The organism is Methylobacterium sp. AC315 (assembly GCF_979253755.1).
The window spans coordinates 386,393-410,476 of sequence record NZ_CEEDEA010000003.1; the positions used below are offsets into that span (position 1 = coordinate 386,393).

A 24,084-nucleotide genomic window follows, 5' to 3' on the forward strand; every position below is an offset into this window, starting at 1 on the left:
CATCGGAGCCCGCGACCATGGATTTCACCATCTCCCGCCGCGTCGAGGAATACCGCGCGCGGATCGCGGCCTTCGTGGACGCGCATATCGTTCCGCTGGAATCGGACCCGGAGGCCTATGACGGGCACGGCAATATCAGCCTCGCCGAGCTGGCGCGGCTGCGCGGACTCGCGAAGGCCGAGGGGCTGTGGTGCCTGCAGCTCAAGCCCGAGACCGGTGGAGCCGGCCTCGACAAGGTCGGCATGGCGGTCTGCTACGAGGCGATGAACCGCTCGATCTTCGGACCGGTCGTGTTCAACTCGGCCGCCCCCGACGACGGCAACATGATGGTGCTGGAGAAGGTCGCGACCCCGGACCAGAAGGCCCGCTGGCTCGACCCGATCGTGCGCGGCGAGGTCCGCTCGGCCTTCGCGATGACCGAGCCGCATCCCGGCGGTGGCTCCGATCCCGGCATGATTCAGACCCGGGCCGAGCGGCGGGGCGACACCTACGTGGTCACCGGCCGCAAATGGTACATCACCGGAGCGGAGGAGGCCGCGCATTTCATCCTGATGGCGCGTACATCCGACGATGCGCGCAAGGGGCTGACCGCCTTCCTGTTCCACAAGGATCAGCCCGGCTGGGAGATCCTGCGCCGGATCCCGATCATGGGCCCGGAGGAGCACGGCGGCCACTGCGAATTGCTGTTCGACGGGCTGGAGATCCCCGCCGGCAACGTCCTGATGAACGAGGGCGACGGGCTGAAGCTGACGCAGATCCGCCTCGGCCCGGCGCGTCTGACCCACTGCATGCGCTGGCTCGGCCTGTCGAAGCGCTGCGTCGAGATCGCCCGGGCCTATGCGGGGGAGCGCCACGGCTTCGGCATCCGTCTTGCCGACCGCGAAAGCATCCAGTTGATGCTGGGCGACCTCGCCATGCGGATCGAGATCGGCCGCCTGCTGGTGATGAAGGCCGCCTGGGCGCTCGACCAGGGCAGCTTTGCCCGCAAGGAGGTCTCGATGGCCAAGGTCCACGTCGCCAACCTGGTGCACGCGGCAGCCGACATCGCCATCCAGATCAACGGTGCCCGGGGCTACTCCACCGACACGCCGCTCGAATGGATCTACCGCTACGCACGCCAAGCCCGTCTGGTGGACGGTGCCGACGAAGTCCACAAGATGGTGCTCAACCGCAACCTCGAAGCCGAGGGTGATTCTTTTTGGACCTGGGGTGTGGAGGGGTGACGGTTGTTCTTCCACCTCGGCAGGGTGGAAGAACAACCCACCGTCCGCACTCGTGATGTGCGGCGAAGCCGCCTTGATGGAGGCCCCGGGGATCGCGCAACGGAATGCTTGGCTACTCCGAGGCGCCCTGACACGGGCGCCTCCGGATGAGGGCGCCGGTGAGAGGACCGTTTGACTGCTCATTCGCCGGTGAAGAATAGAATCCGGTAGCGGGAACGCCAGGATCGGTGTTCAGCCGACGAGAGGAAAGGTCCGCGAGACATGACAGATGTCGTGATCACCGGCGCGGTGCGCACCGCGATCGGCACCTTCGGGGGCTCGCTCTCGGCGATCCCGCCGGCCGAGCTGGCAGCGCAATGCATCGCGGAAGCGCTGAAGCGGTCCGGGACCGCGCCGGAGGCGGTGGGCCACGTGGTGATCGGCAACGTCATCCCGACCGAGCCGCGCGACGCCTACATCGCCCGGGTCTCCGCGATCGAGGGCGGGATCCCCGAGGCCGTGCCGGCGCTCACGGTCAACCGCCTGTGCGGCAGCGGGCTGCAGGCGATCGTCTCGGCCGCGCAGGCGATCATGCTGGGCGACGCCGAGGTGGCGGTCGCCGGGGGCGCCGAGAGCATGAGCCGGTCGCCGCATCTCCTGAAGACCGGGCGGTTCGGCCAGCGCATGGGCGACGCGACCCTGGTCGACTACATGGTCGGCGTGCTGAACGACCCGTTCGGCAACGGCCATATGGGCGTCACCGCCGAGAACGTGGCCGCGCGCTACGGCATCTCCCGGGCCATGCAGGACGCGTTCGCGGCCGAGAGCCAGGCCCGGGCCGCCCATGCGATCGGCGAGGGCCGATTCCGTGAGCAGATCCTGGCCGTCGCGGTCCAGCGCAAGCGCGAGACGGTGGCGTTCGAGACCGACGAGCACCCGAAGGCCACCAGCGTCGAGGATCTCGCCAAGCTTCGTCCGGCCTTCTCCAAGACCGGCAGCGTCACCGCCGGCAACGCCTCCGGCCTCAATGACGGCGCCGCGATCGTCGTGCTGGCGAGTGCCGCCGCGGCCGAGCGTGATGGGTCCAAGCCTCTCGCCCGGATCGTCGGGTACGCCCATGCCGGGGTCGATCCGTCCGAGATGGGCATGGGTCCGGTGCCGGCCGTTGAGCGCCTGCTGGCGCGCACCGGATTGCGCGCTGCCGACTTCGACGTGATCGAATCAAACGAGGCTTTCGCGGCCCAGGCCTGCGCGGTCTCCCGCGCCCTGGATCTCGACCCCGCCAAGGTCAACGCGAACGGTGGCGCCATCGCGCTCGGCCATCCGCTCGGCGCCACGGGGGCGATCGTCACCGTCAAGGCGCTCTACGAACTCGCCCGGGTGAACGGCCGCTACGGCCTCGTCACCATGTGCATCGGCGGCGGACAGGGCATCGCCATGGCCATCGAGCGGTTGCACTGAGATGGCCGGCCTGTTCGATCTCACCGGCCGGCACGTGCTGGTCACCGGGGCCTCCAGCGGCCTCGGCCGCCACTTCGCCGGCACGCTGGCTAAAGCCGGCGCCCGCCTGTCGCTCTGCGCCCGCCGGGCCGACGCGCTGGCCGAGACCGTCGCCCAGGTCGAAGGGGAGGGCGGCGAGGCGCGGGCAATCGTGATGGACGTCACCGACGCCGCGAGCGTCGAGCGGGCGCTCGATGCCGCCGAGGCGCGGTTCGGGCCCGTGGCGGTGCTCGTCAACAATGCCGGCGTCACCGCAACGAAGCCGGCCCTCGAGCTGGACGAGGCCGATTGGGACTTCGTCCTCGCCACCAACCTGAAGGGCGTCTGGCTCGTCGCGCAGGCGACCGGGCGGCGCATGGTCCGGCATGGTTCCGGCGGCAGCATCGTCAACATCGCGTCGATTCTCGGCCTGCGGGTCGCCGGTGGGTTGGCGCCCTACGCCGCCTCCAAGGCCGGGGTCGTCCAGCTCACCAAGAGCCTCGCGCTGGAATGGGCCCGCCACGGGATCCGGGTGAATGCCCTCGCCCCCGGCTACATCGCCACCGATTTGAACGATGCGTTCTTCGAATCCGAACCCGGCAAGGCGCTGATCAAGCGCGTCCCGCAGCGCCGGCTGGGTGAGGCATCCGAACTCGATGGGCCGCTGCTGTTGCTCGCCTCCGGGGCGGGCTCGTACATGACCGGCAGCGTCGTCGCGGTCGATGGCGGCCACCTCGTCTCGGGGCTTTAGCGAATGGAACAGGCGCAGCTGCGCGACTGGATCGCCTCGCATCTCGGCTGTCCGGATCTCGCCATCGAGGCGGTCCAACCCCTCGGCGGCGGCTCGATCCAGGAGAACCGGCTGGTCCGCTGCCGGATCGGCGACACCGTTCGGGGCTTCGTGCTGCGCATGGACGCCGCCGCGACCATCGCGTCGAGCCGTTCCCGGGCGGAGGAGTTCCACATCCTGGACGCGGTCTGGAAAGCCGGCGTCCGGGTGCCGGAGCCGGTCGCCTTCTGCGCCGATCCCGCAATCGTCGGAGCGCCCTTCGCGCTGATGGGCCTCGTCGAGGGCGTGGGCCTGGGGCCGCGCATCGCCAAGGACCTGAGCCTCGGCGGCGACCGGGAGATCCTGGCCGAGACCCTTGGCCGCGAACTCGCCCGGATCCACGCCGCGCTCGACCCGCGCGAGGTGCCGGCTGCACTCGCCTTCCTCGGGGCGCCCGAGCCGCAGCCGGCATTGGCCGAGATCGCCCGCCTGCGTGCCAGCCTCGACGGGATTGGCGCCAAGCGCCCGGCGATCGAGTGGGGTCTGCGCTGGGGCGAGGTGCGGGCCCCGGCTTGTCCAGCGCCATCCCTGGTGCATCGCGACTTCCGCACCGGCAACTACATGGTGGATGCGTCGGGCCTGACCGCGATCCTCGACTGGGAGTTCGCCGGCTGGGGCGATCCTGCGCAGGATCTCGGCTGGTTCTGCGCAACCTGCTGGCGGTTCGGCCGAACGGATCTGGAGGCCGGCGGCATCGGCTCCCGGGCGTCGTTCTACCGGGGTTACACGCAGGAGAGCGGCCGGACCATCGATCCGGACAGCGTCGCCTATTGGGAGGTGATGGCGCATCTGCGCTGGGCGGTGATCGCCCTGGAACAGGGTGCCCGCCACGTCTCGGGCCGGGAATTCTCATTGGAACTGGCGCTCACCGGCCGGATGGTGCCCGAGCTGGAACGCACGATTTTGCGGGCGACCGCCCCGGAGAACTGGAGCTGAGCATGCAGGACGAACCCTCTGGCGCCGCTCTCCTCGACGCCGCCCGCCGGGCGCTGACCGAGGAGGTCGCCCCGGGCCTCACCGGCCGCCCCCGCTACGTCGCCCTGATGGTCGCCAACGCGATCGGAATCGCTGCCCGGGAGATCGCCCAGGCCGACCGGCTCGGCGAGACCGGCGCTCGACTGCTGGGCGGCGCCGGCCATGACGCCCTGGACGACCTGATCGGTACAATTCGAGCCGGCGCGCGCGATGCCGACCCGGAACTGCACACCCGCCTCAGCGCCGCGACGGAGGCCGCCGCCGACATCTGGAAGCCGTCGAAGCCCGCGGCGTGACGCTCATATCGGGAGACATCCAGCCCAGCGCCTAACCCTGAGACGCCGCCGCGAAGCGGGGCCCTCGAAGAAGGAAGCCTCCAGCGATCGTTCGACGAACTGGAGGATTCCTTCGAGGCAGCTGCGCAGCACCTCGGGTTGAGGTGGCCGCTGGGGTACCCGGCGTCAGACAGGATCCGACAGCTCCCGAGCCTGCTCGCGTAAGATGAACTTCTGGATCTTGCCGGTCGAAGTCTTCGGCAGGGGGCCGAACACCACCGTCCTGGGCACCTTGAACCTGGCCATCCGCTCCCGGCAGAAATCGATCAGCTCGCGGTCGGTGGGAGCCGCCGCGCCGGGCTTCATCTCCAGGAAGGCGCAGGGACTCTCGCCCCAGGTTTCATCCGGGCGTGCCACCACGGCCGCCAGCATCACGGCGGGATGGCGCATCAGCACCTCCTCGACCTCGAGACTGGAGATGTTCTCGCCACCCGAGATGATGATGTCCTTGGCCCGGTCCTTGATCTCCACGGAGCCGTCTGGGTGCCAGACCGCGAGGTCGCCGGTGCGGTACCAGCCTCCGGCCAGCGCCCGCGCGGTGGCCTCGGGGTTGCCGAGATAGCCCTTCATCACAGTGTTGCCGCGCAGGCAGATCTCGCCGACCGTGGTGCCGTCCTGCGGCACCGGCCGGTCGGTGGCGGCATCGAACACGACGACGCCCTCCAGGGTCGCCAGCGCGACGCCCTGGCGCGCCATCCGGGCGTAGCGGTCCTGCTCCGGGAGGTCGGCCCAGTCGGGCTGTTCCAGGCAGACGGTGGCGGGGCCGTAACTCTCGGTGGCGCCGTAGAGGTGCGTCACTTGGAAGCCGAGTTCCTCCATGGTGCGGATGATGGTCGAGGATGGCGCGGCCCCGCCCACCGCGCAGCGCACCCGATGCCGGAAGGGCACGCGGGTCGAGGCCGGCGCGTGGGCGATCATCGAGAGCACGATCGGCGCGCCGCACAAATGCGTCACGCGGTGCTGGGCGATCAGCGAAAAAATCGCCGCCGGCTCGACCTTGCGCAGGCAGATCTGCGTCGCACAGGCCGCCACGCTCGCCCAGGGGTACGACCAGCCGCTGCAATGGAACATCGGCAGGGTCCAGAGATAGGCGCTCTCGGTGGTGAGGCCGAACGTGACCGCATTGCCGAGGGCCTGCAGGTAGGCGCCGCGATGGCTGTAGACCGCGCCCTTCGGATCGCCGGTGGTGCCCGACGTATAGAGCAGGCAGAGCGATTGCCACTCGTCGGCCGGCCCGGGCCAGGCATAGTCCGGGTCGCCCTCGGCGAGCAGGGTCTCGTACGGGACCGCGCCGGCGATGCCGGTGGCGCCGATCTCCACGACCAGGAGCGGCTTCGCGCGGTCGGCGAGCGCCCGGGCGGCCAGCGCACCGAACTCAGCCTCCACGATCAGCACCCGGGCGCCGCCATGGTCGAGGGAGAACGCGATCGTCGCCGGATCGAGGCGGGTGTTGAGCGGGTTCAGCACCGCGCCCAGCATCGGCACGGCGAAATGCGCCTCGATCATCTCGGGTACGTTGGGCGCCAGGATCGCCACCGTGTCGAGGTGCCTGATCCCGCGCCCGGCCAGGCCGGAGGCGAGCCGGCGGCACCGCGCGTACAACTCGGCGTAGGACAGGCGGCGATCCCCATCGATGACCGCGACCCGCGCCCCGACGGAGGCGGCGGCCCGGGCCAGCAGGCTGGCCGGCGTGAGCGGGACGTAGTTCGCCGGGCTCCGGTCGAGCCCGGTCTCGAACGGATGAGAATCGGAGTCCCGGGCGCCCGCTTGGGGCGGAACTGTCTCCGTCATCGGTGGGCCTTCTGATCGGGCGGCTGGCGTGGCGTGCGCAGGGAGAGAGATGACGTCGCGTCCCTCCGGACTGTCAATCGGGGCGCTGGTTACAGCCGGTGCCGGTCATCATGGGCCGCACGGGCGCGGAGTACCCGGCGGGGCGGTCCGAGGTCTGTCACGCCGCTGCGGTTGACGGCGGCCCCGCCCTGACGGATGCCGGACCCGGTGCCTGACCGGGCGGTCATGGCAGTCGACGGGGGGAGGAGCTCGTGAAGGACGACAATCTGCCGATGGTTCGGCCGCCACAGGCCGGGCGCGAGATGGCCGAGGGCAGTCTTGCGCGGGTTCGCGAGGCCTACGAACACTTCGCCGAGGCCGGCGAGATGGCGCTGAACGCCTTCGAAACCTCGATGGCCCAGACGTTCGAGGGCTGGCGCTCGGTCATGGGCTCGAGCCGGGAGACCGCGCACCAGCTCTCCGACAGCAACATCGCAGGCACGCGCAGGATGCGCGAGCAATGGGAGGCTGCCGGCGCGCGCCTCTACAATGCATTCGAGGACAATGCCGGCCACTCCATGGCGGCGATGCGAGAGATCGGGCACCGCATGCTGGTCGCCTCGGACACCAACGTCCGCGCCTCACTGGATTTCGCCGAGCGCCTCGCGAAGGCGGCTGACGCCCGCGAGATGGCGGCGCTGCACGTGACGTTCATGCAGGAGCAGTCGCGTCGCCTCACCGACCAGATGGTCGACCTGCACCAGACCACGACCCGCCTGGCGCGTGAGGCCGCATCCCGCACGGATACCCCGTGACCTCCTCCGCCGCCGAGAGGCCTGAAGCGGGCGCGCCCGAGGCGATGCCGCGCCTCGACGACCTCAGCCGCGCCGACGTTCCGTTCCGGACCGGTCATTTCGCCGCCTACGCGCCGCATGACTTCCACCGGATCGCGTATGTCGAATGGGGCGACCCGGACAGCCCGCACGTGGTCGTGTGCGTCCACGGCCTGAGCCGGCAGGGCAGGGACTTCGATCCCCTCGGCTACATGCTGGCGAAGATGGGCTACCGGGTGGTCTGTCCCGATTTGCCCGGGCGTGGGTTGAGCGGCTGGCTCAAGGATCCGGAACTCTACGGCCTGCCCCAATACGCCGCCGACATGGCGGCGCTGATCGGTCACCTGCGGATCACGGGCAAGATCGACTGGGTCGGCACGTCGCTCGGCGGCCTCACCGGGATGGTGCTGGCGGCCTCCGCCAACACCCCGATACGCCGGATGGTGATCAACGATATCGGGCCGTTCCTGCCCTGGGCGCCGATCCGCCATATCGGCTCACGGCTGCGCGATGCTCCGCGGCTTCACCACAACTTGGCCTCGGGCGAGTCGCGGCTTCGGACCGTCCTGGCAGCCTTCGGCCCGCTCACGGACGAACAGTGGCGGCATATCGCCAAGCACAGCTTCTTCCCCGAGCCCAACGGCGGCTGGCGCCCGCATTACGATCCCGGCATCGGTGACGCCTTCCGGCCGGGCCGGGTCTACAGCGTCAGCATGTGGCGCGACTGGGACGCGATCACCTGCCCGGTCCTGCTGCTGCGCGGCGAGCGCTCGGAGCTGCTCCTCGCCTCGACCGCGGACGAGATGAGCCGGCGTGGCCCGCCCACCGAGCGCATCGAGATCCCGGATTGCGGCCACGCCCCGGCCTTGCTCGACGCGGAACAACTTCGCATCGTCACCGACTGGCTCGGCCCGGCCGCGTGATCGTCAAGGATCCGCGCCGAGCGCATCGGCGCCGATCCGCATCCCGTCAGTTTAGGCAAAACCGAATCACTTGCGCAGTAGGCAATCGTGCAAAGGCGACCGGTTGCGAGAAGTCCCCGTCTGCGTAGTCGGTGTCGTCAGAATTGATGGGCCGTCGCACTCTGTGTCGATCGCCTTGAAGTCATTGAGAAACCGAGGCGGCTATGCTCACACTGCATGGTCGCGCAAGCGTGACCATTCGTTGCACACTCGGCTGCACTGTGGCATCAACATGCGGCTCGGCTGGACCTTGGCCGCTCAATGTTGCACCTGTGGGTTGTGAGCGGCGGCTAAGTTCCGCACGACCACACGCCTGCCGCAACCTGAAGAAGTTCGGACTCTCCACCATGTCCAACCCAACCCCCAAGCCGAAACAGACCACGGCCATCGATCACGGGGTCGGCAGCCGCATCGCGTTCCTGCGCGCGGCCAACGGGCTGAGCCAATCCGCACTGGCGAGCGCGCTGGGCGTCAGCTTCCAGCAGGTCCAGAAGTACGAGACCGGCAAGAACCGCGTCGGCGCGGGGCGCCTTCAGGCGATTGCCGAGCGCCTCGGCGTCCCGGTCTCGAGCTTCTTCGAACCCGAGCCGGAGGCCGCCTCCGAGAACGGCCCGACGCTGCTCCGGATCGCCGGTGCCGTGGAACTGCTCCGCGCCTACAACCAGATCGGCGACGATCAGATGCGCCGGGACGTCATTGCGCTCGTGAAGTCCGCGGCCCGGATCGGCCATGGTCCCGCTGCCGCGGACAGCGCCCCGCAGCGGATTGTCACCAACGGCGCCGCCGCACCGTCGGCCTGATAGCCTGACCGACATCGGCTGACCGGCCCCGGCCGTTCGCACACGTCGTCTCGCGAAGTTGTTTCTGGAGGCGACGGCGATGTCTGCTTTGGACCTGACGAACCTCTACGCCGATCGCGACCTTGCGGCCTCTGAGGAGGTCGTCACCGTTCGGTAGTCGGCGCTGGGGCTGCGCTGAGCACATCGTTTCGACGGGACAGGCGAGCCCGCCTGGATTCGAAGACGACCAGCCCCATGGCGAAGGGGTTGCGATGCTTGCGAGAGATCTCTCGCGTTGCGCTTGGCCGACGAGACGGAGCCGGCGAACCGTGTGAACTCGCGAACCGTCCTGATCGAGCCCCGTCGTCGGCACCGCGTCGAACAGGCTGATCCGCCGGCGATCTGGCTCGCGATACATTTCAGGCCCGAACGCGGGGCGGGCGTTCGCGACCGACGCGCCGTCAGCCGGCGAAGCGCGCCACCGATACCGCCGTGTCGCCGTAGACCCGCCGCTCCAGCGCGGTGAAGTTCTCGGGCCAGTCCAGTTGAACGCCCTCCGCCTCCTCCACCACGGCCAGGGCGCCCGGCGACAGCCAGGCCCCGCCGGCCGCGCTTGCCAGCGCCTGGGGCGCAAGCCCACGATTGTACGGTGGATCGCAGAAGACCAGCGAGAACGGAGCCGTGATCCCGGCCGGACCGAGGCGCGTCGCGTCGCGCCGGAACAGCCGAGTCACGCCCTCGGCGCCGAACGCCTCGATGTTCGACCGGATCACCGCCCGGGCCTCGGCCCCCTCATCGACCAGCAGGGCGTAGGCCGCGCCGCGCGACAGCGCTTCGAAGCCCAGCGCTCCAGTGCCGGCGAACAGGTCCAGCACCCGCGCCCCGGCGACGACCTCGTCGTAGGCGTGGGTCAGCACGTTGAACAGCGATTCCCGGAGCCGGTCGGAGGTCGGCCGGATCGCGTCGGAGCGCGGGGTCGCGAGCTTGCGGCCGCGCCACGCGCCGCCGACGATCCTCATCGGCCTCCGCGCGGCGGACGACCGCCACCGCCGCCACCACCGCCGCCGGGCTTGCCGCCGCCCTTGAAGCCGCCCGGACGCCCGCCCGGCTTGCCGCCCGGGCCCTTGCCGGCAAACCCGCCAGCACTCTTGCCCCCGAAACCGCCAGAGCTTTTCCCGGCGAAGCCCCCGCTCTTCCCCGCGAACCCGCCGGGCTTGCCGCCAAATCCACCGGGCTTGCCGCCGGGTCGCGCGCCCGCCGGCTTCGGTCCGCCGAAGGCCGGCTTGCCCCCAGGGCCGGAGCGCTCGCTCCGGAAACCGCCATTGCCGCGGGGCGGGCCGTCTGCAGTCGAACCTCCGAACGGCCGATCCCGGCGTTCGGGCGGCCTGCCGTCACGGCGATCGTCCCGTCGCGTGTCGTCCCGTCGCGCGTCGTCCCGTCGGCCAGGCGCGCCCCGGGGGGCGTCGCGTGGCCCGGAACGGTCACCGAACCCCGGCCGATCGCTCGCACCTCTGTCAGTCCGCGGAGCCGGCCCGCGATTGCCCCAGCTCTCGCGATCCGAGCGGCCGGGCGCGCCCCGCTGTGCGCCATCGGGGGCGCCGCGATCGGCGTAGCGACGCCGGGGCTGCTCCTCCGGCGCCGGCGCAACCGGGCTGGCCGACAGGCGCTCGACCACGACGCGACGATCACCGGTGCGAATCGAGCCGACCCGCTCGTGACCGCGCTCGGCCGCGGCTGCCTGGGACGCGCGGGGATCCTCGCCCCGTCGCGGTACGCGGGCCGCCCGCGGCTTGCCGGATTCCTCATCCGACCGCCACGCGGAGCGGCGCGGACCGGAGCCAGCCCCACCGGTCGAGACCCGGGGCGCCGGCGCGGGACGCGCGGCATTGCGGGTGTTCGAGGGCGCCGGTGCGCGCTCGGCCTTCTTGGGGCTGCCGAAGGCGCCGATCGGCTCGCGCACGGGGCTCTCGAAATCGACCCCGGCCTGTTCGGCCAGCGCCTTGCCGAGCTGGTCCTTCAGCACGCGCATGCGCACCTCCTCGACCAGGCCGACTTCGAGGTCGCCGAGCTGGAACGGCCCGAACGACAGGCGAATCAGCCGGTTCACCGAAAGGCCGAGATGCTCGAGGATGCGTTTGACCTCGCGGTTCTTGCCCTCGCGCAAGCCTAGCGTGAGCCAGAGGTTGTCGCCCTGGACCCGATCGAGGGTCGCCTCGATCGGGCCGTACTCCATCCCGTCGATGGTCACGCCCTTCGCCAGCTTGTCGAGCTGGGCCTGGTCGGTGTCGCCGTGGGCGCGGACGCGGTAGCGGCGCAGCCAGCCGGTATCGGGATGGGCGATCACCTTCGCGAGACCGCCGTCGTTGGTGAGAAGCAGCAGGCCTTCGGTGTTGATGTCGAGCCGGCCGACCGCGACCACCCGTGGCAGATCTTCGGGCAGGACTTCGAACACCGTCTGGCGGCCTTCCGGGTCCCGGGCCGTGGTCACGAGGCCGCGCGGCTTGTGGAAGATCCACAGGCGGCTGCGCTCGCGCGCCGGCATGCGCTCGCCGTCGATCAGGATCGTATCGTCGTCGGAGACGTTTCGCGCCGGGGAGGTCAGGGTCTCGCCGTTGACGCTCACGCGGCCGGCCAGGATCATCGCCTCCGCGTCGCGGCGGGAGGCGATGCCCGCCCGCGCCATCGCCTTGGCGATGCGTTCGCCCGGAGGGGTCGGCGCCTCGGCCTCCGGTTCCGCGGCCTCAGCGGCGTCCTCGGCAACGGGCTCGGCAGCGACCGGCTGCTGAGGCGGCCGCGGCTCGCTCTGCGAAGACTTACCCTTCGGCTTCGTCTCAGATTCGCTGCCCGCGTCGGTTGCGGGCGTCCAGCGCTCGGTCCGCGTGGTGTCGGTGTCCGGCTGGGCAGAAGCCCCCGGACCGTCGTCTTTCGGCAAGTCACTCATGAGCCGGCCATATCAGAGCCGGCCCGGACAGGCGAGACGGGTTGAGCATCCACGGATGCACAACCCGACAACGCGCAGCCCGCGAACGCAAAAGGGGCGGCCCGGCCGGACCGCCCCGAAAGATCCGCGCCGCGGCGCGCCGTTCAAAGCCTCGGGGATCTCCCCCGCATCACGCCGAACACGGCGGAGATCAGGAACAGCGCGATCGCCACGAAGAAGACGATCTTGGCCGCCTCGACGGCCGTGCCGGCGATGCCGCCGAAACCCAGGAGCGCCGCCACGAGGGCGACGACGAGAAACGTGATAGCCCAACCGATCATGGCATCCTCGCGAAGTTCAGCCGGTTCAGGATCGGAACCCGCGAGATGTGGATTCCGATCCCGTCGATCCTCAAGGATCAGATCTTGCCCGAGCGATCAGATCTTGCCCGAACGATCAGATCTTGTCGGTGGCCGACTTCACGGCGCCCTTGGCGTCGCCCACGGTGCTCTGGGCCTTGCCCTTGAGCTCCTGAGCCGCGCCGTCAGCCTTCATCTTGTCATTGTTGGTCACGTCGCCCAGACCCTGCTTGGCCTTGCCGAGGGCCTCGTTGGCGGCGCCCTTGATCTTGTCCGTGGTGCTGCTCATGGCGTTTCCTTCCGTACAATCTCTCGCGGCGGCGCCGCAATCGTAAATGCAACGGTGACGATGAGAGGAATGTTCCAGGCATTAACATTGACCTGGATCGGTTTCCGGCGCCGGTCGGTGCCTGTCCCGGCGATGGGGTGATAAACACCGTGACGGTCGATCCGATCCAGGACGCTGAGCACGAAACCGCGAACACCGCGGGGGCGTTCGACCGCGCTTTCACAGCGGCGCGCGCGGCCGCTGAGGCCGGCGAGGTTCCGGTCGGGGCGGTGATCGTGCGCGACGGCGTGGTGCTGGCCGTCGCCCATAACCAGCCGCGGGCCCTGCACGATCCGACCGCCCACGCCGAGATCCTGGCGATCCGCGCCGCCTGTGCGGCCATCGGCGACGAGCGCCTGACCGGCTGCGATCTCTACGTCACCCTCGAACCATGTCCGATGTGCGCCGGCGCGATCTCGTTCGCCCGGATCCGGCGGCTCTATTACGGCGCCCCCGATCCCAAGGGCGGCGGCGTCGAGCACGGCCCGCGTGTCTTCAACCAGCCGACCTGCCACCACGCCCCGGAGGTCTATGGCGGGTTCCGCGAGACCGAGGCGGCCCTGTTGCTGCGCAGGTTCTTCGCCGTGCGCCGCGCGTGAGGGCTGAAGCGAGCGAGGGCTTGAAGAAGCGGCGCCGCGCGGCATCCTCACAGGATCGAACGGAGCGTCCGCCCATGACACCGCATTATTCCCGCGCGCTGATCGTCGGAGCCGGCTCGGGCCTCAGCGCGTCGCTCGCCCGACTGCTGGCGGCGGACGGGCTGAAGGTCGGCCTCGCGGCCCGCAACATCGACAAGCTCGCCGCGCTGGCGGCCGAGACCGGCGCCGCAATCCACGCGTGCGATGCGAGCGACCCCGGCCAGGTCGAGGCCCTGTTCGCCCGGATGGAGCCGGCGCTGGGTGGCCCGCCCGACGTGGTGGTCTACAATGCCAGCGGTCGGCTGCGCGGCCCGGTGGTCGACCTCGATCCGGCAGCGGTGGCGCAGTCGCTGATGGTGTCCGCGTATGGCGGCTTCCTGGTGGCGCAGGCGGCAGCACGCCGGATGCTGCCGCACCGGCACGGGGCGATCCTGCTCACAGGCGCGTCGGCCAGCGTGAAGGGCTTTGCCGGCTCAGCGCCTTTCGCGATGGGCAAGTTCGCCCTGCGGGGACTCGGCCAGAGCCTCGCCCGCGAGCTGCAGCCGCAGGGCATCCATGTCGCCCACGTGGTGATCGATGGCGCCATCCGGAACCCGGCGCGCGGCGGTGAGCCGGTGGACGCCCCCGACAGCCATCTCGATCCGGATGCCATCGCCCGCGCCTACCGCGACCTGCTGCGCCAGGATCGGAGCGCCTGGACGACGGAGCTCGAGCTGCGCCCCTGGGTCGAGCGATTCTGAGGGTGGTTCAGGGATTCACGCGCACGCCGAGCAGGAAGGTGTTGTCGCGGAAGCTCGAGCCCGCCACCGTGCTGTCGATCTGCTGGTAGATGTAGGTGCCGCGCAAGGTCAGCCAGCGGGTAAACCGGTAGTCGAGGCGCGCCGTGGCGGAGAAGCCGTTCTCGCGGATGGTGCTGCCCTGATAGTCGTTCTTCAGGAACGAGCCCCCGAAGACGATCGACAGGTTGCGCAGCAGATCGTGCTGGAGCTCCAGGGTCGCGACCTCGGTGAAGATGCCGCTGGAGCCGAGCACGGTGGTCTCGGTCACACCCGTCGCCGCGGTGAGGCGGACCGTGGTGAGCGGACTGAGGGACCAGACCAGCGCGGCATTGACCAGCGGCGCGTCGATCGCCCGCAAAGACGGGTCGACGTAGGAGCGGTGCTGGATGCCGGCGGAGATTTCGCCAGTGATCGAGCGGGCCAGCCCGAAGCTCGCTCCGACCATGAGAGCGATGCCGTCGGAATCGCGTTGAATGCCGTTGGTGTCGCGGCGCAGGTCGTAGACGCGGGTATCGCCGAGGAGGTCCACGAATGGACTCAGGTCCGGGCTGACCTCGTAGGCCGTGCGCAGCTGCAGGCTGTACTGGTTCAGGTTGCGGTCGGCCTGGTTGATGGTCACGCCGCCCGGGAGCTGAGCGTTGTCGAACTGGGAGCGATCGACCGAGCCGCGCAGGGTCACGGAAAGCCGGTTGAACGTCTCCGTGGCACCGAGGGACGTGCCGTAGACCGCGAGCAGCGGCCGGCTGGTCGCCGCGGCTGCCTGCAGGTTCGGGCTCGACGTGCGCTGCGTGTCGACCAAGAACCGTCCTTCGGCATCGACGTGCAGGTCGCGGTTGACGTCGATACGCAGGCGCACCGTTCCGTCCGCGGCCGGCCGGCTGGCGGCCTCGTTCTGGGGCGTCTCCAGGTAGGAACCGCGCAACGCTCCCTGGAACGAACTCGACGACCAGTCGCTGCGGAAGTCGACGGCCGCTTCGGTACGCAGGGCCACCGATCCCTTGGCGAGCTGACGGCTGGTCTGGTCCGGGTTCGAATCGTACCCGATGCTCTGCGTGAAGCTCGGCAGCACCGTGAAGGTCCAGATCCGATAGCCGATCGGTGCGTAGGCCGGGTCGGTCGGGATCGGCCGCGCCAGGTCCGTGCCGAGGATGAAGCCGGGCGTCAGCAGGCCTAGCGCCGGAGTGATCGCGAAGAGCGGAAGGATCGGGCGCGACGCCAGGACCTGCGACACCGGCACGCCGACGACGGCCTGCTGGACCACCGGGGTCAGGCGCAGAGCGGGGGCCGGAACCTGTGTCACCTCCTGTGTGACCCGGCGGGTCGGGGAGCCGATGCGCCGGGGCGGCGCGGCTCGGGTGCGCAGCAGACTCGACGGCGTCCGGTTGTTTGGGGCCGTGGTGGACCCACCAGTGCGCTGGCCGCCGCCGGTGATGCGGGTGCCGAGCTGCGAGAGCCCCGGCTGAGTCTGGGTCGGGATCGCCGGGGAGAGGGGGGAGCGCAGGCTGTCGCCGCCGGTCCGCTCGCCGCTCGTGGCGTCACCACCGGTGGATGCGGGTCCGTCGTCGCGGGACAGTCCGTCCGGAACGCGCCGCCGGAGCGCGGGAAGGCCGTTGGGCGCCGTGTCCTGCCCGATCCCGGGATTGTCGGGTTGGCCGGTGACCGGGCTGATCGCGTCGAAGCGCTGGGCTGCGGACGGCGATGCGGCGAGCGCGAGCGTCAGCGCCGCAAAGGCGAGCCGCATCTCCTGCCGTCCCCGCCGATCAGCGCCCGCCATCCGCACCTGTTCTTGGCCTCCACCTAAGCCCCGGGCGCCAAGAGCCGGGATCAATAGATCACGCCGCCGCCTGCGCGGTCGCCGACATGGTTAACGCAAGCTAGCGCCCGCTTGGTTAATGCGCGGTCAACACCGAGCCCCGACGGCTGTTACAGCCCCGGTGCAGTCACTCCTAAATTTCGATACTGCAAGAAAGTTGCGATTGAGCTTTTATCGCGGATCCGTTAGCCTATCCCAGAATTCGTCATATTCCGTACGGGATACGCCACACCGGATAGTTGCTACGACAGAGGTTCAACGTGAACGATAGCGCTGAAGCTGAGCAGGCCGAACACATTGACCTAGCGGTCGATATCATCGCGGCCTATGTGTCCAACAATTCGGTGCCACCCTCGGAACTTCCAGGGTTGATCGGTGGCATACACGCGGCCCTGAACAGCCTGGCGGCTTCGGGGTCATCGGCGACGACCGTCGTGGAAAAGATGAGCCCGGCGCAGATCCGGAAATCCATCACGCACGACTACATCGTCAGTTTCGAAGACGGTAAGCCCTACAAGACGTTGCGCCGCCATCTGACGCTGCGCGGGCTCAGCCCGGAGGCGTATCGCGAGAAATGGGGCCTGCCGCGGGACTACCCGATGACGGCGGCGAGCTACTCGGCCCAGAGGTCCGAACTCGCCCGCGCCCTCGGCCTCGGCCAGCAACGGCGCAAGTCCCGGGGAGCGGCGGCCGCGCCTGCGCCGGAGGAGCCGGCTCCAACCGCACCGAAGACGCGGGGACGCAAGAAGGTCCCAGCCGAGTAGGATTCGACCCGGACGCACGGCCTCCGTTTGACAGGGGACGCTTCGGAGCGTGACACGCCGGACGGGGCGCGCAACCTAAGCGCGTTCTCTCCCGAAGCGATGCACGCACATCATGGTCTCGAAGCGCTACCCGACATCGGTCGAGGTCGCCCGCCTCGCCGGGGTCTCGCAATCGGCGGTGTCCCGCACCTTCACGCCGGGTGCCAGCGTGTCGGCCCGGACCCGCGACAAGGTCCTGGCGGCGGCCGAGACCCTGGGCTTTCAGCCGAGCCTGATCCCCAGGATCATGCTGACCGATCGGTCGGGCCTCGTGGCCCTCGTGGTCGGTGGCCTGGAGAACGCGTTCTACGCGCGCGTCGTCCAGATCTTTGCGGCGCGGCTCCGGGAAGCCGGCAACCAGATCGTGCTGGTCCCGGTCGACAGCGACTACACCCTCGACGCGGTGGCGGCGCGCCTGGCTCAGTACCGGGTCGACGCGATCGTCAGCGCCCTGGCGGTCCTGTCGCAGGACGCCGCCGAGACGCTCTCGGCCTCTCGAATCCCGGTCGTCTCGTTCAATACCCCGGTGACGGCCGAGCGCATCGGCTCGGTCGGCTCGGACAACGCGCTGGGAGGTCGGCAGGCCGCCGCGCTCCTGCACGCCCGGGGCGCGCACTGTCCGGCCTTCATCGCGGGGCCGGCCGATAGCCCGGCCAGTGCCGAGAGGCTCGCAGGCTTTCGCGAGGGCCTGCGCGCGGCCGGACTGCCCGAACCGCGCATCTCGGGATCCGCCTACACGTATGAGGGTGGCGCCGCGGCGGCGACGCGGCTCCACGCGGAGGCCCCGGTCGACGGCGTCTTCTGCGCCAACGACCTCTGCGCTCTGGGCGCGATCGACGCGCTGCGGCGCGCCGGCCGTCGCGTCCCCGACGAGGTCCGCGTGATCGGCTACGACGACATTCCGGCGGCAGGGTGGGGCGGCTACGATCTCACCAGCTTCGACCAGGACGTGCCGGCATTGGTCGAGGCGGCGCTGGCCATGATCGCCCGGATGTCCGGGCCTGAAACCGCCCTCGGCGAGCGCGTGCTGATCCCGCCGCGGCTGATCGAGCGCGGCAGCACCCGGGCCTGATCGTCCGGGATCGTCGATGCCGAGACCTTGCACGCGGCGCAACTGTGCGTCGCGTGTGCATCGCTATGCAAAAGCGCGCGCTGCTCCATCCTTCATCATGCTGCGTTGCACAACGCGACGCCCGCCGTCTGAACGAAGGAAGCCGACGTGCTGTCCCTGCCGATCCTCGCCCTTGCCGTCGCTTCATTCGGCATCGGCACCACCGAATTCGTCATCATGGGCCTGCTGCCAGAGGTGGCGCACGGCTTCGGTGTCACCATCCCACAGGCCGGCTACCTCGTGTCCGGCTACGCCATGGGCGTCGTTGTCGGCGCGCCGATCGTGGCGATCGCCACCGCGGGCTTGCCCCGGAAGACGGCCCTGCTCGCCCTGATGGCGGTCTTCCTGATCGGCAACGTCGGCTGCGCCTTGGCGCCGAGCTACGGCCTGCTGATGGCGGCCCGGATCGTCACCGCCTTCGCGCACGGGGCGTTCTTCGGCATCGGCGCCGTGGTGGCGCGCGATCTGGTGCCGCGCGAGAAGCGGACCCAGGCGGTTTCGCTGATGTTCGCCGGGCTGACCCTGGCCAACGTCCTCGGTGTGCCGTTGGGAACGGCCCTGGGTCAGGTCACCGGATGGCGCTCTACTTTCTGGGCCGTGGTGGTGATCGGCCTGCTGGCCGGGCTGGCGATCCAGCTGTTCGTGCCCGCCGGCCTGCCCGGTACCCGCGGCGGCCTGGTCAAGGAGTTCCGGGCGCTGGGGCGCTGGCCGGTGCTGCGGCCGATGCTGATCTCGACCCTCTCCTCGGTCAGCTTCTTCACGGTGTTCACCTACATCACGCCGTTCCTCACCGGCGTGACCGGGTTCTCGTCGCAGGGCGTCACCGGGGTATTGTTCGCCGCCGGTATCGGCCTCACGGTCGGCAACCTCGCGGGCGGCCACTTCGCCGATCGGGGCCTGATGGCCACGATCATCGGCGGGTTCATCGGCATCGTCGCGGTGCTGCTGGTCCTGGCGGCGGTCGCCCACCACGCCATCCCGACCGTCGCCGTGCTGGTCCTGTGGTCCGGCCTCGCCTTCGCGCTGGTCTCGCCGCTGCAGATCTGGGTGGTCGAGGCCGCCAGCGACGCGCCGAACCTTGCCTCCACGCTGAATCAGGGTGCGTTCAACCTCGGCAACGCCACCGGCGCCTGGATCGGCGGCACCGCCCTGACGTTCGGGGCGGGCTACGGCCAGCTTCCCTTGCTCGCAGCCGCCGTCTCGATCCTGGGCCTCGGCCTTACGGTCACCGCCGTCAGCCGAAGCGGCCGCCGGATTTTCTCCGCCTCGACGCCGGGCGCCTGACCACCGGGCGACCCTTCAATCCGCTCGGACCAGATCGCCGAGCAGGCTCGCCGCCACCGTGGCCTTTGAGACAGTGAGGCCCGAGGCGCTGATCGCGTCGACAGCATCACGGATGCGGACCAACGGCGCGCCCCGGGCCTTGGCCCAGGCCTCGACCGCCTCGGGCCCGGCGCCGAGATCGGCCACCACCTCGGCCGTGAGCTTGCGGTGCGCGGCGGCGATGCCGGCCACCGCGCGCTCCAGCGCGACCCGGTCGAACGTATCGGCCACCGGCACGGTTCGCGCCGCGGCGGCGAGCTCGTCGAGGCGGAACGCGTGTTCCAGGGCGAAATGCGTCGCCGCCACCTCCTCGACCGGGCGGCCGCTCGCCTCGGCGACGCGCACGATGTCGGGCGCGGATATCAGGGCGTCGAGGGAGGCGAGCCGCCGGGCCTTCTGCCGGGCCATGCCGTGGCCTTCGAGCTCCGACGCGCGGTTGCCGATGGCGGTGAGCGCCTCGGCGTCGAGCACCTTCGGCAACGCCGCCTCCACGGCCGCTACGCCGTCACGGTAGCGCGCAACCAGGGGGGCGAGACCCCCGGTCAAGTCGAGGTTGCGAATGAACCAGACGATCCGGTTGGTAAGCAGGCCCTGCACCTCGGCATAGAGGCCGAGCTGGTCCTGTCCGGACAGGCCGCCGCCCAAACCGTCGATAGCGAGGTTCAACTCCATCAGCCCGAAGGCGTCGCGGGTGATCGCGTAGGCCTTGGCGATGGTCGCGGCGTCCGCCCCGGTGCCGTCGATCAGCCGGGTGACCAGGGACGGGCCGCCGCGGTTGACGATGATGTTGGCGAGCGCCGTCGAGATGATCTCGCGGCGCAGCCGGTGGCCCTTCACGGCATCGGGGAACTGCTCGCGGAGCGCCTTCGGGAAGTAGCGCTGCAATTCGCGATCGAAATACGGGTCGTTCGGCACCGTGCTGGCCAGGATCGCGTCGTGCAGCGACAGCTTCGCGTAGGCGAGCAGCACGGCGTATTCCGGCCGGGTCAGCCCCTCGCCGCGGCGCATCCGCTCGGTGATCGTCGCATCGTCGGGCAGGTATTCCACGACGCGGTCGAGGCGCCCTTCGGCCTCCAGCGCCTGCATGGTGCGCATCGCGAAGCCGGTCTCGCCGAGGCCGCCGCGCTGGGCGAGCGACAGGGCGAGGGTCTGCAATTCGTTGTTGCGCAGGACCAACCGTCCGACCTCGTCGGTCATCGTGGCGAGCAATGTGTTGCGCGCCGCATAGTCGAGCCGCCCATCCCGCTCGGGGACCATGAGGGCGATCTTGATGTTCACCTCGACGTCGGAGGTGTTCACGCCGGCGGAATTGTCGATCGCGTCGGTGTTGAGCCGGATCCCAGCCCGGGCCGCCTCGATGCGCCCGCGTTGGGTGAGGCCGAGATTGGCCCCCTCGCCGACAGCCTTCACCCGCAGCTCCGGCCCGGTGATGCGCACGGCGTCGTTGGCGCGGTCGCCGGCATCCTCGTCGGTCTCGGCGGTGGCGCGGACGTAGGTGCCGATGCCGCCGAACCAGAGCAGGTCGGCCGGCGCCTTCAGGATTGCCTGCATCAGCTCGGTCGGCGTCGCCTCGGCCCGGTCGAACCCCAGGGCGGCTTGGACGGCCGGAGAAAGCGGCACGGTCTTGAGGCTGCGCGCGAACACGCCGCCGCCCTGCGAGATCAGCGCCGTGTCGTAATCCGCCCAGGACGAGCGGCCGAGGTCGAACAGGCGCCTACGCTCGGCGAAGCTCTTCGCCGCGTCGGGGTTCGGGTCGAGGAAGATGTCGCGGTGGTCGAAGGCCGCCACCAGGCGGATGCTCTCGGACAGCAGCATGCCGTTGCCGAACACGTCGCCGGACATGTCGCCGACTCCGACCACGGTGATCGGGTCGGCCTGGACGTCGACGTCGATCTCGCGGAAGTGGCGGCGCACCGCCTCCCAGGCACCCCGGGCGGTGATGCCCATGCCTTTGTGGTCGTAGCCTTGGCTGCCGCCGGACGCGAAGGCGTCGCCGAGCCAATGGCCCTTCTCCAGGGAAAGCGCGTTGGCGATGTCCGAGAAGGTGGCGGTGCCCTTGTCGGCCGCCACCACCAGGTAGGCGTCGTCGGGGTCGTGCCGCACCGTGTCCGGCGGCGGCACGATCGCCTGATCCATGATGTTGTCGGTGAGTTCGAGCAGGGTGCGGATGAACAGCCGGTAGCTCTCGGTGCCCTCCTGCATCCAGGCCGCCCGGTCCGAGGCCGGGGGCAGGCGCTTGGGGAAGAAGCCGCCCTTGGCGCCCACAGGCACGATGACGGCGTTCTTGACCTGCTGCGCCTTCACCAGGCCCAGGATCTCGGTGCGGAAATCCTCCGGCCGGTCGGACCAGCGCAGGCCGCCGCGGGCGACGTAGCCGAAGCGCAGGTGCACGCCCTCGACCCGGGGCGAATAGACGAAGATCTCGAAGAACGGCCGCGGCAGCGGCATCGCCGTCACCTTGGCGCAGGCGAACTTGAAGCTGATCGTCTCCCGGGGGCGATCACCCTCGGCCTTCTGGAAGAAGTTGGTCCGCACCGCGGCCTCGACCAGATTGACGAACCGGCGCAGGATCCGGTCGTCGTCCAGACTGGTGACGTCGCCGAGCGCCTCCTCGATCAGGGCACGGGTCTCGGCTTCGCGTGCGGCCCGGTCGCCGTCGATCAGCGGATCGAAGCGTGTCCGGAACAGGCTGACGATCGCCCGGGCGATCCCGGGATGCCGACTCAGCGTTCCGGCCATGTAGTCCTGGCCGTAGCGGATGCGCAGCTGGCGCAGGTAGCGCCCGAGCGCCCGGAGCAGGGCGGCATCGCGCCAGGGCAGGGCGGCTTCCAGCACCAGCCGGTTGTAGCCGTCCGATTCCGTCGCACCGTCGGCCAGCGCCAGCATCGCCTCCTCGAGGGGCTGCTCCAGCGTAGCAAGGTCGATCGCGGCGCCGCTGGCCCGCTCGATCCGCATGTCGTGCAGCCAGACCCGGGCGGATTCGTCGAGCCCGGCCGGGCGGACCTGGTAGGTTCGCTCATCGATGACGCGGAAGCCGAGGTTCTCCAGCACCGGCACGCGGTCGGAGAGGGCGATCGCGGTGCCGCGGGAGAACACCTTTAGGCGGACCTGCGCATCCGAATCGCCCGCCCGGCGGCCGAGATGCACCGCGCGCGGCTGCACGTCGCTCAGTGCCTCCAGGATGGCGATGTCGGCGACCGCCGCACCGGACTGGAAGTTGTCCCGGTAGGCCGCCGTGAACGCCTCCGCGTAGCGCGACGCGAGCCGGCGAGCCCGGCCGCCGTCGTGGGCCTCCGCCAGGGCCGCACTGAGGGCGTCGCCCCAGGTGCGGACCAGGGCGGCGATTCCGGCCTCCAGCGCCGCGGGGTCCTGCTCGGGCATGCCCTCCTCGGGCAGACCGATGATGTAGTGGGTCCGGGCCAGCGGGCCTTCGGGCAGTTCCGAGTAGGCCGCGCTCGGGCGGCCGCCATAGGCCTCGGCCAGGTAGGCGCCGATCCGGGCGCTCACGGTCGAGTCGAACCGGTCCTTCGGCACGAACACCAGCAGCGAGACGAAGCGGCCGAACCGGTCCGGGCGCGACAGCACGCGCAGCCGCGGCCGGTCGGCGAGGTTGGCGATCGCCAGGGTGAACCGGTACAGCCGGTCTATATCGATCTGGAATAGCTCGTCCCGCGGATAGGTCTCCAGGACCGCCAGGAGGCTGCGCCCGGCATGGCTGGTCGGGTCCAGGCCGGCCCGCTCGGCCACCGCCTCGACCTTGCGGCGCAGGACCGGCACCTCGCGCGCCGGGCTGGTATAGGCCGCGGCCGTGAACAGGCCGACGATCCGCACCTCGCCCGACAGCTTGCCGGTGTTCGAGAACAGCTTCACGCCGACATAGTCGAGATAGGAGACCCGGTGGACCCGGGACTTCGCGCTCGCCTTGGTGATGATCAGCGCCTGCGGCTCCTCCAGGAAGGCGAGGATCTCGGGCGTGTAGTCGACCGGCGTCCGGCCCCGGCGCAGCGGCGTGGCGCCCGGATCGCGCAGCACCCCGAGGCTGGAGCCCTCGATCAGCGGATGGCCGTCGCCCTCGATACCGTGCTGGCGCATGCCCAGCACCAGGAACTGCCCGTCCGTCAGCCAGTCGAGGAAGGCGCGCGCCTCGGCGACCTCGGCCTTCGGCAGCGGGGAGGGGGCGCGGCCCAGGCTTTCGGACAGTGCGGAGATGCGGGCTAGCATCGCGTCGTGGTCGTCGCCCGCCAGGGCCACGTCCCGATAGACCTGAGCGAGGGCCTCCTCCAGCCGCGCCCGGGCCTCGCCGTCGAGGCGGCCGAGATGGAGGTGGATGAAGCTTTCGCGCGCCAGGCTGCCATGGGCATCCGCGGTCGTCTCGCCGACCACGCGCACCAGCGCCCCGGACGCGTCGCGCTCGACCCCGAGGATCGGGTGGGCGACGAGATCCGGCGTCAGGCCCTGCTCGGTCAGCTCGGCCAGGGTCGAATCCAACAGGAACGGCCGGTTGTCGTTGATGACCTCGATGATCGTCACCTCGCGCGACCGGCCGTCCCGAACAAGCTCGGTGCCGCTCAGGCGCAGTCGGGCCGGATCGCCGGGCTTGCGCGGCTCTGACAGGAACGCGCGGGCGCGGACCGCGAGCTCGGCCAAGGAATCGCCCGGGTAGGGGGCCACGTCCTCGGGGGTCACGCGCCCGAACAAGTCGCGGACGAAGCCGCCGGGGCCGCCCCTCTGTGCCACGATCTCGGCCGCAGCCTCGATGAGTCCGGACCGGGCCGATTTCTGTTCCGAGGACGACAACGCCGTGGAAGTTTCGAGTGTCATCGCGCCTCTCACGAACCGGGAGCCT

At 70.2% G+C, this 24,084-nt stretch carries 20 protein-coding genes; 13 read left to right on the forward strand and 7 right to left on the reverse strand.

Annotated elements, in window-relative coordinates:
* Positions 1 to 17 precede the first annotated feature (17 nt).
* The 5 genes from AC0IY0_RS07055 to AC0IY0_RS07075 all read left to right on the forward strand — a co-directional run bounded on the left by AC0IY0_RS07055 (position 18) and on the right by AC0IY0_RS07075 (position 4,781).
* Positions 18 to 1,223, forward strand: a complete 1,206-nt coding sequence (locus AC0IY0_RS07055) for an acyl-CoA dehydrogenase family protein (protein ID WP_419829376.1) — start codon at positions 18 to 20, stop codon at positions 1,221 to 1,223.
* A gap of 261 nt (positions 1,224 to 1,484) precedes the next feature.
* A complete protein-coding gene (gene bktB, locus AC0IY0_RS07060; RefSeq protein WP_471763385.1) occupies positions 1,485 to 2,663 on the forward strand; it encodes a beta-ketothiolase BktB in 1,179 nt (392 codons plus the stop codon).
* A 1-nt stretch (position 2,664) separates the two neighbouring features.
* Entirely contained in the window at positions 2,665 to 3,432 is a 768-nt protein-coding gene (locus AC0IY0_RS07065) for an SDR family NAD(P)-dependent oxidoreductase (RefSeq protein ID WP_471763386.1), read from the forward strand.
* A gap of 3 nt (positions 3,433 to 3,435) precedes the next feature.
* Positions 3,436 to 4,446, forward strand: a complete 1,011-nt coding sequence (locus AC0IY0_RS07070; RefSeq protein ID WP_147940159.1) for a phosphotransferase family protein — start codon at positions 3,436 to 3,438, stop codon at positions 4,444 to 4,446.
* Positions 4,447 to 4,448: 2 nt separating this feature from the next.
* A complete protein-coding gene (locus AC0IY0_RS07075; RefSeq protein ID WP_147908488.1) occupies positions 4,449 to 4,781 on the forward strand; it encodes a DUF6285 domain-containing protein in 333 nt (110 codons plus the stop codon).
* A 165-nt stretch (positions 4,782 to 4,946) separates the two neighbouring features.
* Here the strand turns inward: AC0IY0_RS07075 and AC0IY0_RS07080 are convergent, their stop codons facing one another.
* Positions 4,947 to 6,611, reverse strand: coding sequence for an AMP-binding protein (locus AC0IY0_RS07080; RefSeq protein ID WP_471763387.1), 1,665 nt, complete (start codon positions 6,609 to 6,611; stop codon positions 4,947 to 4,949).
* A 251-nt stretch (positions 6,612 to 6,862) separates the two neighbouring features.
* Here AC0IY0_RS07080 and AC0IY0_RS07085 point away from each other — a divergent pair, with 251 nt between their 5' ends.
* From AC0IY0_RS07085 to AC0IY0_RS07095, 3 genes are all read left to right on the forward strand, one after another.
* Entirely contained in the window at positions 6,863 to 7,405 is a 543-nt protein-coding gene (locus AC0IY0_RS07085) for a phasin family protein (protein ID WP_419829380.1), read from the forward strand.
* Positions 7,402 to 8,346 (forward strand): alpha/beta fold hydrolase, encoded by a 945-nt coding sequence (locus AC0IY0_RS07090; protein ID WP_461230894.1) that lies wholly within the window; start codon positions 7,402 to 7,404, stop codon positions 8,344 to 8,346. The genes AC0IY0_RS07085 and AC0IY0_RS07090 overlap by 4 nt, the downstream gene beginning before the upstream one ends.
* A gap of 386 nt (positions 8,347 to 8,732) precedes the next feature.
* Positions 8,733 to 9,185 (forward strand): helix-turn-helix domain-containing protein, encoded by a 453-nt coding sequence (locus AC0IY0_RS07095; RefSeq protein ID WP_147908485.1) that lies wholly within the window; start codon positions 8,733 to 8,735, stop codon positions 9,183 to 9,185.
* Positions 9,186 to 9,625: 440 nt separating this feature from the next.
* Here AC0IY0_RS07095 and rsmD read toward each other — a convergent pair whose 3' ends face one another.
* The 4 genes from rsmD to AC0IY0_RS07115 all read right to left on the reverse strand — a co-directional run bounded on the left by rsmD (position 9,626) and on the right by AC0IY0_RS07115 (position 12,732).
* Entirely contained in the window at positions 9,626 to 10,183 is a 558-nt protein-coding gene (gene rsmD, locus AC0IY0_RS07100) for a 16S rRNA (guanine(966)-N(2))-methyltransferase RsmD (RefSeq protein WP_471763388.1), read from the reverse strand.
* Entirely contained in the window at positions 10,180 to 12,105 is a 1,926-nt protein-coding gene (locus AC0IY0_RS07105; protein WP_419829382.1) for a pseudouridine synthase, read from the reverse strand. The genes rsmD and AC0IY0_RS07105 overlap by 4 nt, the downstream gene beginning before the upstream one ends.
* Before the next feature lie 143 nt (positions 12,106 to 12,248).
* Positions 12,249 to 12,425 carry a DUF1328 domain-containing protein gene (locus tag AC0IY0_RS07110; RefSeq protein WP_007558816.1) on the reverse strand — a complete coding sequence of 59 codons (177 nt, stop codon included), beginning with the start codon at positions 12,423 to 12,425 and terminating at the stop codon, positions 12,249 to 12,251.
* 115 nt (positions 12,426 to 12,540) lie between these two features.
* Positions 12,541 to 12,732, reverse strand: a complete 192-nt coding sequence (locus AC0IY0_RS07115; RefSeq protein WP_147857530.1) for a CsbD family protein — start codon at positions 12,730 to 12,732, stop codon at positions 12,541 to 12,543.
* A 149-nt stretch (positions 12,733 to 12,881) separates the two neighbouring features.
* Between AC0IY0_RS07115 and AC0IY0_RS07120 the strand changes: the two genes are divergently transcribed.
* A complete protein-coding gene (locus AC0IY0_RS07120) occupies positions 12,882 to 13,370 on the forward strand; it encodes a nucleoside deaminase (RefSeq protein ID WP_419829383.1) in 489 nt (162 codons plus the stop codon).
* 74 nt (positions 13,371 to 13,444) lie between these two features.
* Positions 13,445 to 14,149: an SDR family oxidoreductase gene (locus AC0IY0_RS07125; protein ID WP_419829384.1), complete on the forward strand. Its 705-nt coding sequence runs from the start codon at positions 13,445 to 13,447 to the stop codon at positions 14,147 to 14,149.
* A gap of 7 nt (positions 14,150 to 14,156) precedes the next feature.
* On the opposite strand, the gene AC0IY0_RS07130 is transcribed toward AC0IY0_RS07125, so the two are convergent.
* On the reverse strand, positions 14,157 to 15,929 hold the full coding sequence (locus tag AC0IY0_RS07130; RefSeq protein ID WP_471763389.1) for an outer membrane beta-barrel protein: 1,773 nt from the start codon (positions 15,927 to 15,929) through the stop codon (positions 14,157 to 14,159).
* Positions 15,930 to 16,261: 332 nt separating this feature from the next.
* Between AC0IY0_RS07130 and AC0IY0_RS07135 the strand changes: the two genes are divergently transcribed.
* From AC0IY0_RS07135 to AC0IY0_RS07145, 3 genes are all read left to right on the forward strand, one after another.
* Entirely contained in the window at positions 16,262 to 16,765 is a 504-nt protein-coding gene (locus AC0IY0_RS07135; RefSeq protein WP_147940153.1) for a Ros/MucR family transcriptional regulator, read from the forward strand.
* Between the two features lie 112 nt (positions 16,766 to 16,877).
* Complete coding sequence (locus AC0IY0_RS07140) at positions 16,878 to 17,876, forward strand: LacI family DNA-binding transcriptional regulator (RefSeq protein WP_419829385.1); 999 nt, start codon at positions 16,878 to 16,880, stop codon at positions 17,874 to 17,876.
* Between the two features lie 147 nt (positions 17,877 to 18,023).
* On the forward strand, positions 18,024 to 19,199 hold the full coding sequence (locus AC0IY0_RS07145; protein ID WP_147909773.1) for an MFS transporter: 1,176 nt from the start codon (positions 18,024 to 18,026) through the stop codon (positions 19,197 to 19,199).
* 15 nt (positions 19,200 to 19,214) lie between these two features.
* Here the strand turns inward: AC0IY0_RS07145 and AC0IY0_RS07150 are convergent, their stop codons facing one another.
* The gene (locus tag AC0IY0_RS07150) at positions 19,215 to 24,059 is read right to left on the reverse strand and encodes an NAD-glutamate dehydrogenase (RefSeq protein ID WP_471763391.1); all 4,845 of its coding nucleotides are present in this window, start codon (positions 24,057 to 24,059) and stop codon (positions 19,215 to 19,217) included.
* Positions 24,060 to 24,084: the final 25 nt, after the last annotated feature.

What these genes read in the sequence shown, in the direction of transcription:
- AC0IY0_RS07070 (WP_147940159.1), top strand. Translation starts at nt 3,436, where the DNA reads ATGGAACAGGCGCAGCTGCGCGACTGGATCGCCTCGCATCTCGGCTGT.
- AC0IY0_RS07110 (WP_007558816.1), bottom strand. Translation starts at nt 12,425, where the DNA reads ATGATCGGTTGGGCTATCACGTTTCTCGTCGTCGCCCTCGTGGCGGCG.
- AC0IY0_RS07075 (WP_147908488.1), top strand. Translation starts at nt 4,449, where the DNA reads ATGCAGGACGAACCCTCTGGCGCCGCTCTCCTCGACGCCGCCCGCCGG.
- AC0IY0_RS07150 (WP_471763391.1), bottom strand. Translation starts at nt 24,059, where the DNA reads ATGACACTCGAAACTTCCACGGCGTTGTCGTCCTCGGAACAGAAATCG.
- AC0IY0_RS07140 (WP_419829385.1), top strand. Translation starts at nt 16,878, where the DNA reads ATGGTCTCGAAGCGCTACCCGACATCGGTCGAGGTCGCCCGCCTCGCC.
- AC0IY0_RS07055 (WP_419829376.1), top strand. Translation starts at nt 18, where the DNA reads ATGGATTTCACCATCTCCCGCCGCGTCGAGGAATACCGCGCGCGGATC.
- AC0IY0_RS07105 (WP_419829382.1), bottom strand. Translation starts at nt 12,105, where the DNA reads ATGAGTGACTTGCCGAAAGACGACGGTCCGGGGGCTTCTGCCCAGCCG.
- AC0IY0_RS07065 (WP_471763386.1), top strand. Translation starts at nt 2,665, where the DNA reads ATGGCCGGCCTGTTCGATCTCACCGGCCGGCACGTGCTGGTCACCGGG.
- AC0IY0_RS07095 (WP_147908485.1), top strand. Translation starts at nt 8,733, where the DNA reads ATGTCCAACCCAACCCCCAAGCCGAAACAGACCACGGCCATCGATCAC.
- AC0IY0_RS07125 (WP_419829384.1), top strand. Translation starts at nt 13,445, where the DNA reads ATGACACCGCATTATTCCCGCGCGCTGATCGTCGGAGCCGGCTCGGGC.
- AC0IY0_RS07130 (WP_471763389.1), bottom strand. Translation starts at nt 15,929, where the DNA reads ATGCGGCTCGCCTTTGCGGCGCTGACGCTCGCGCTCGCCGCATCGCCG.
- bktB (WP_471763385.1), top strand. Translation starts at nt 1,485, where the DNA reads ATGACAGATGTCGTGATCACCGGCGCGGTGCGCACCGCGATCGGCACC.
- rsmD (WP_471763388.1), bottom strand. Translation starts at nt 10,183, where the DNA reads ATGAGGATCGTCGGCGGCGCGTGGCGCGGCCGCAAGCTCGCGACCCCG.
- AC0IY0_RS07115 (WP_147857530.1), bottom strand. Translation starts at nt 12,732, where the DNA reads ATGAGCAGCACCACGGACAAGATCAAGGGCGCCGCCAACGAGGCCCTC.
- AC0IY0_RS07080 (WP_471763387.1), bottom strand. Translation starts at nt 6,611, where the DNA reads ATGACGGAGACAGTTCCGCCCCAAGCGGGCGCCCGGGACTCCGATTCT.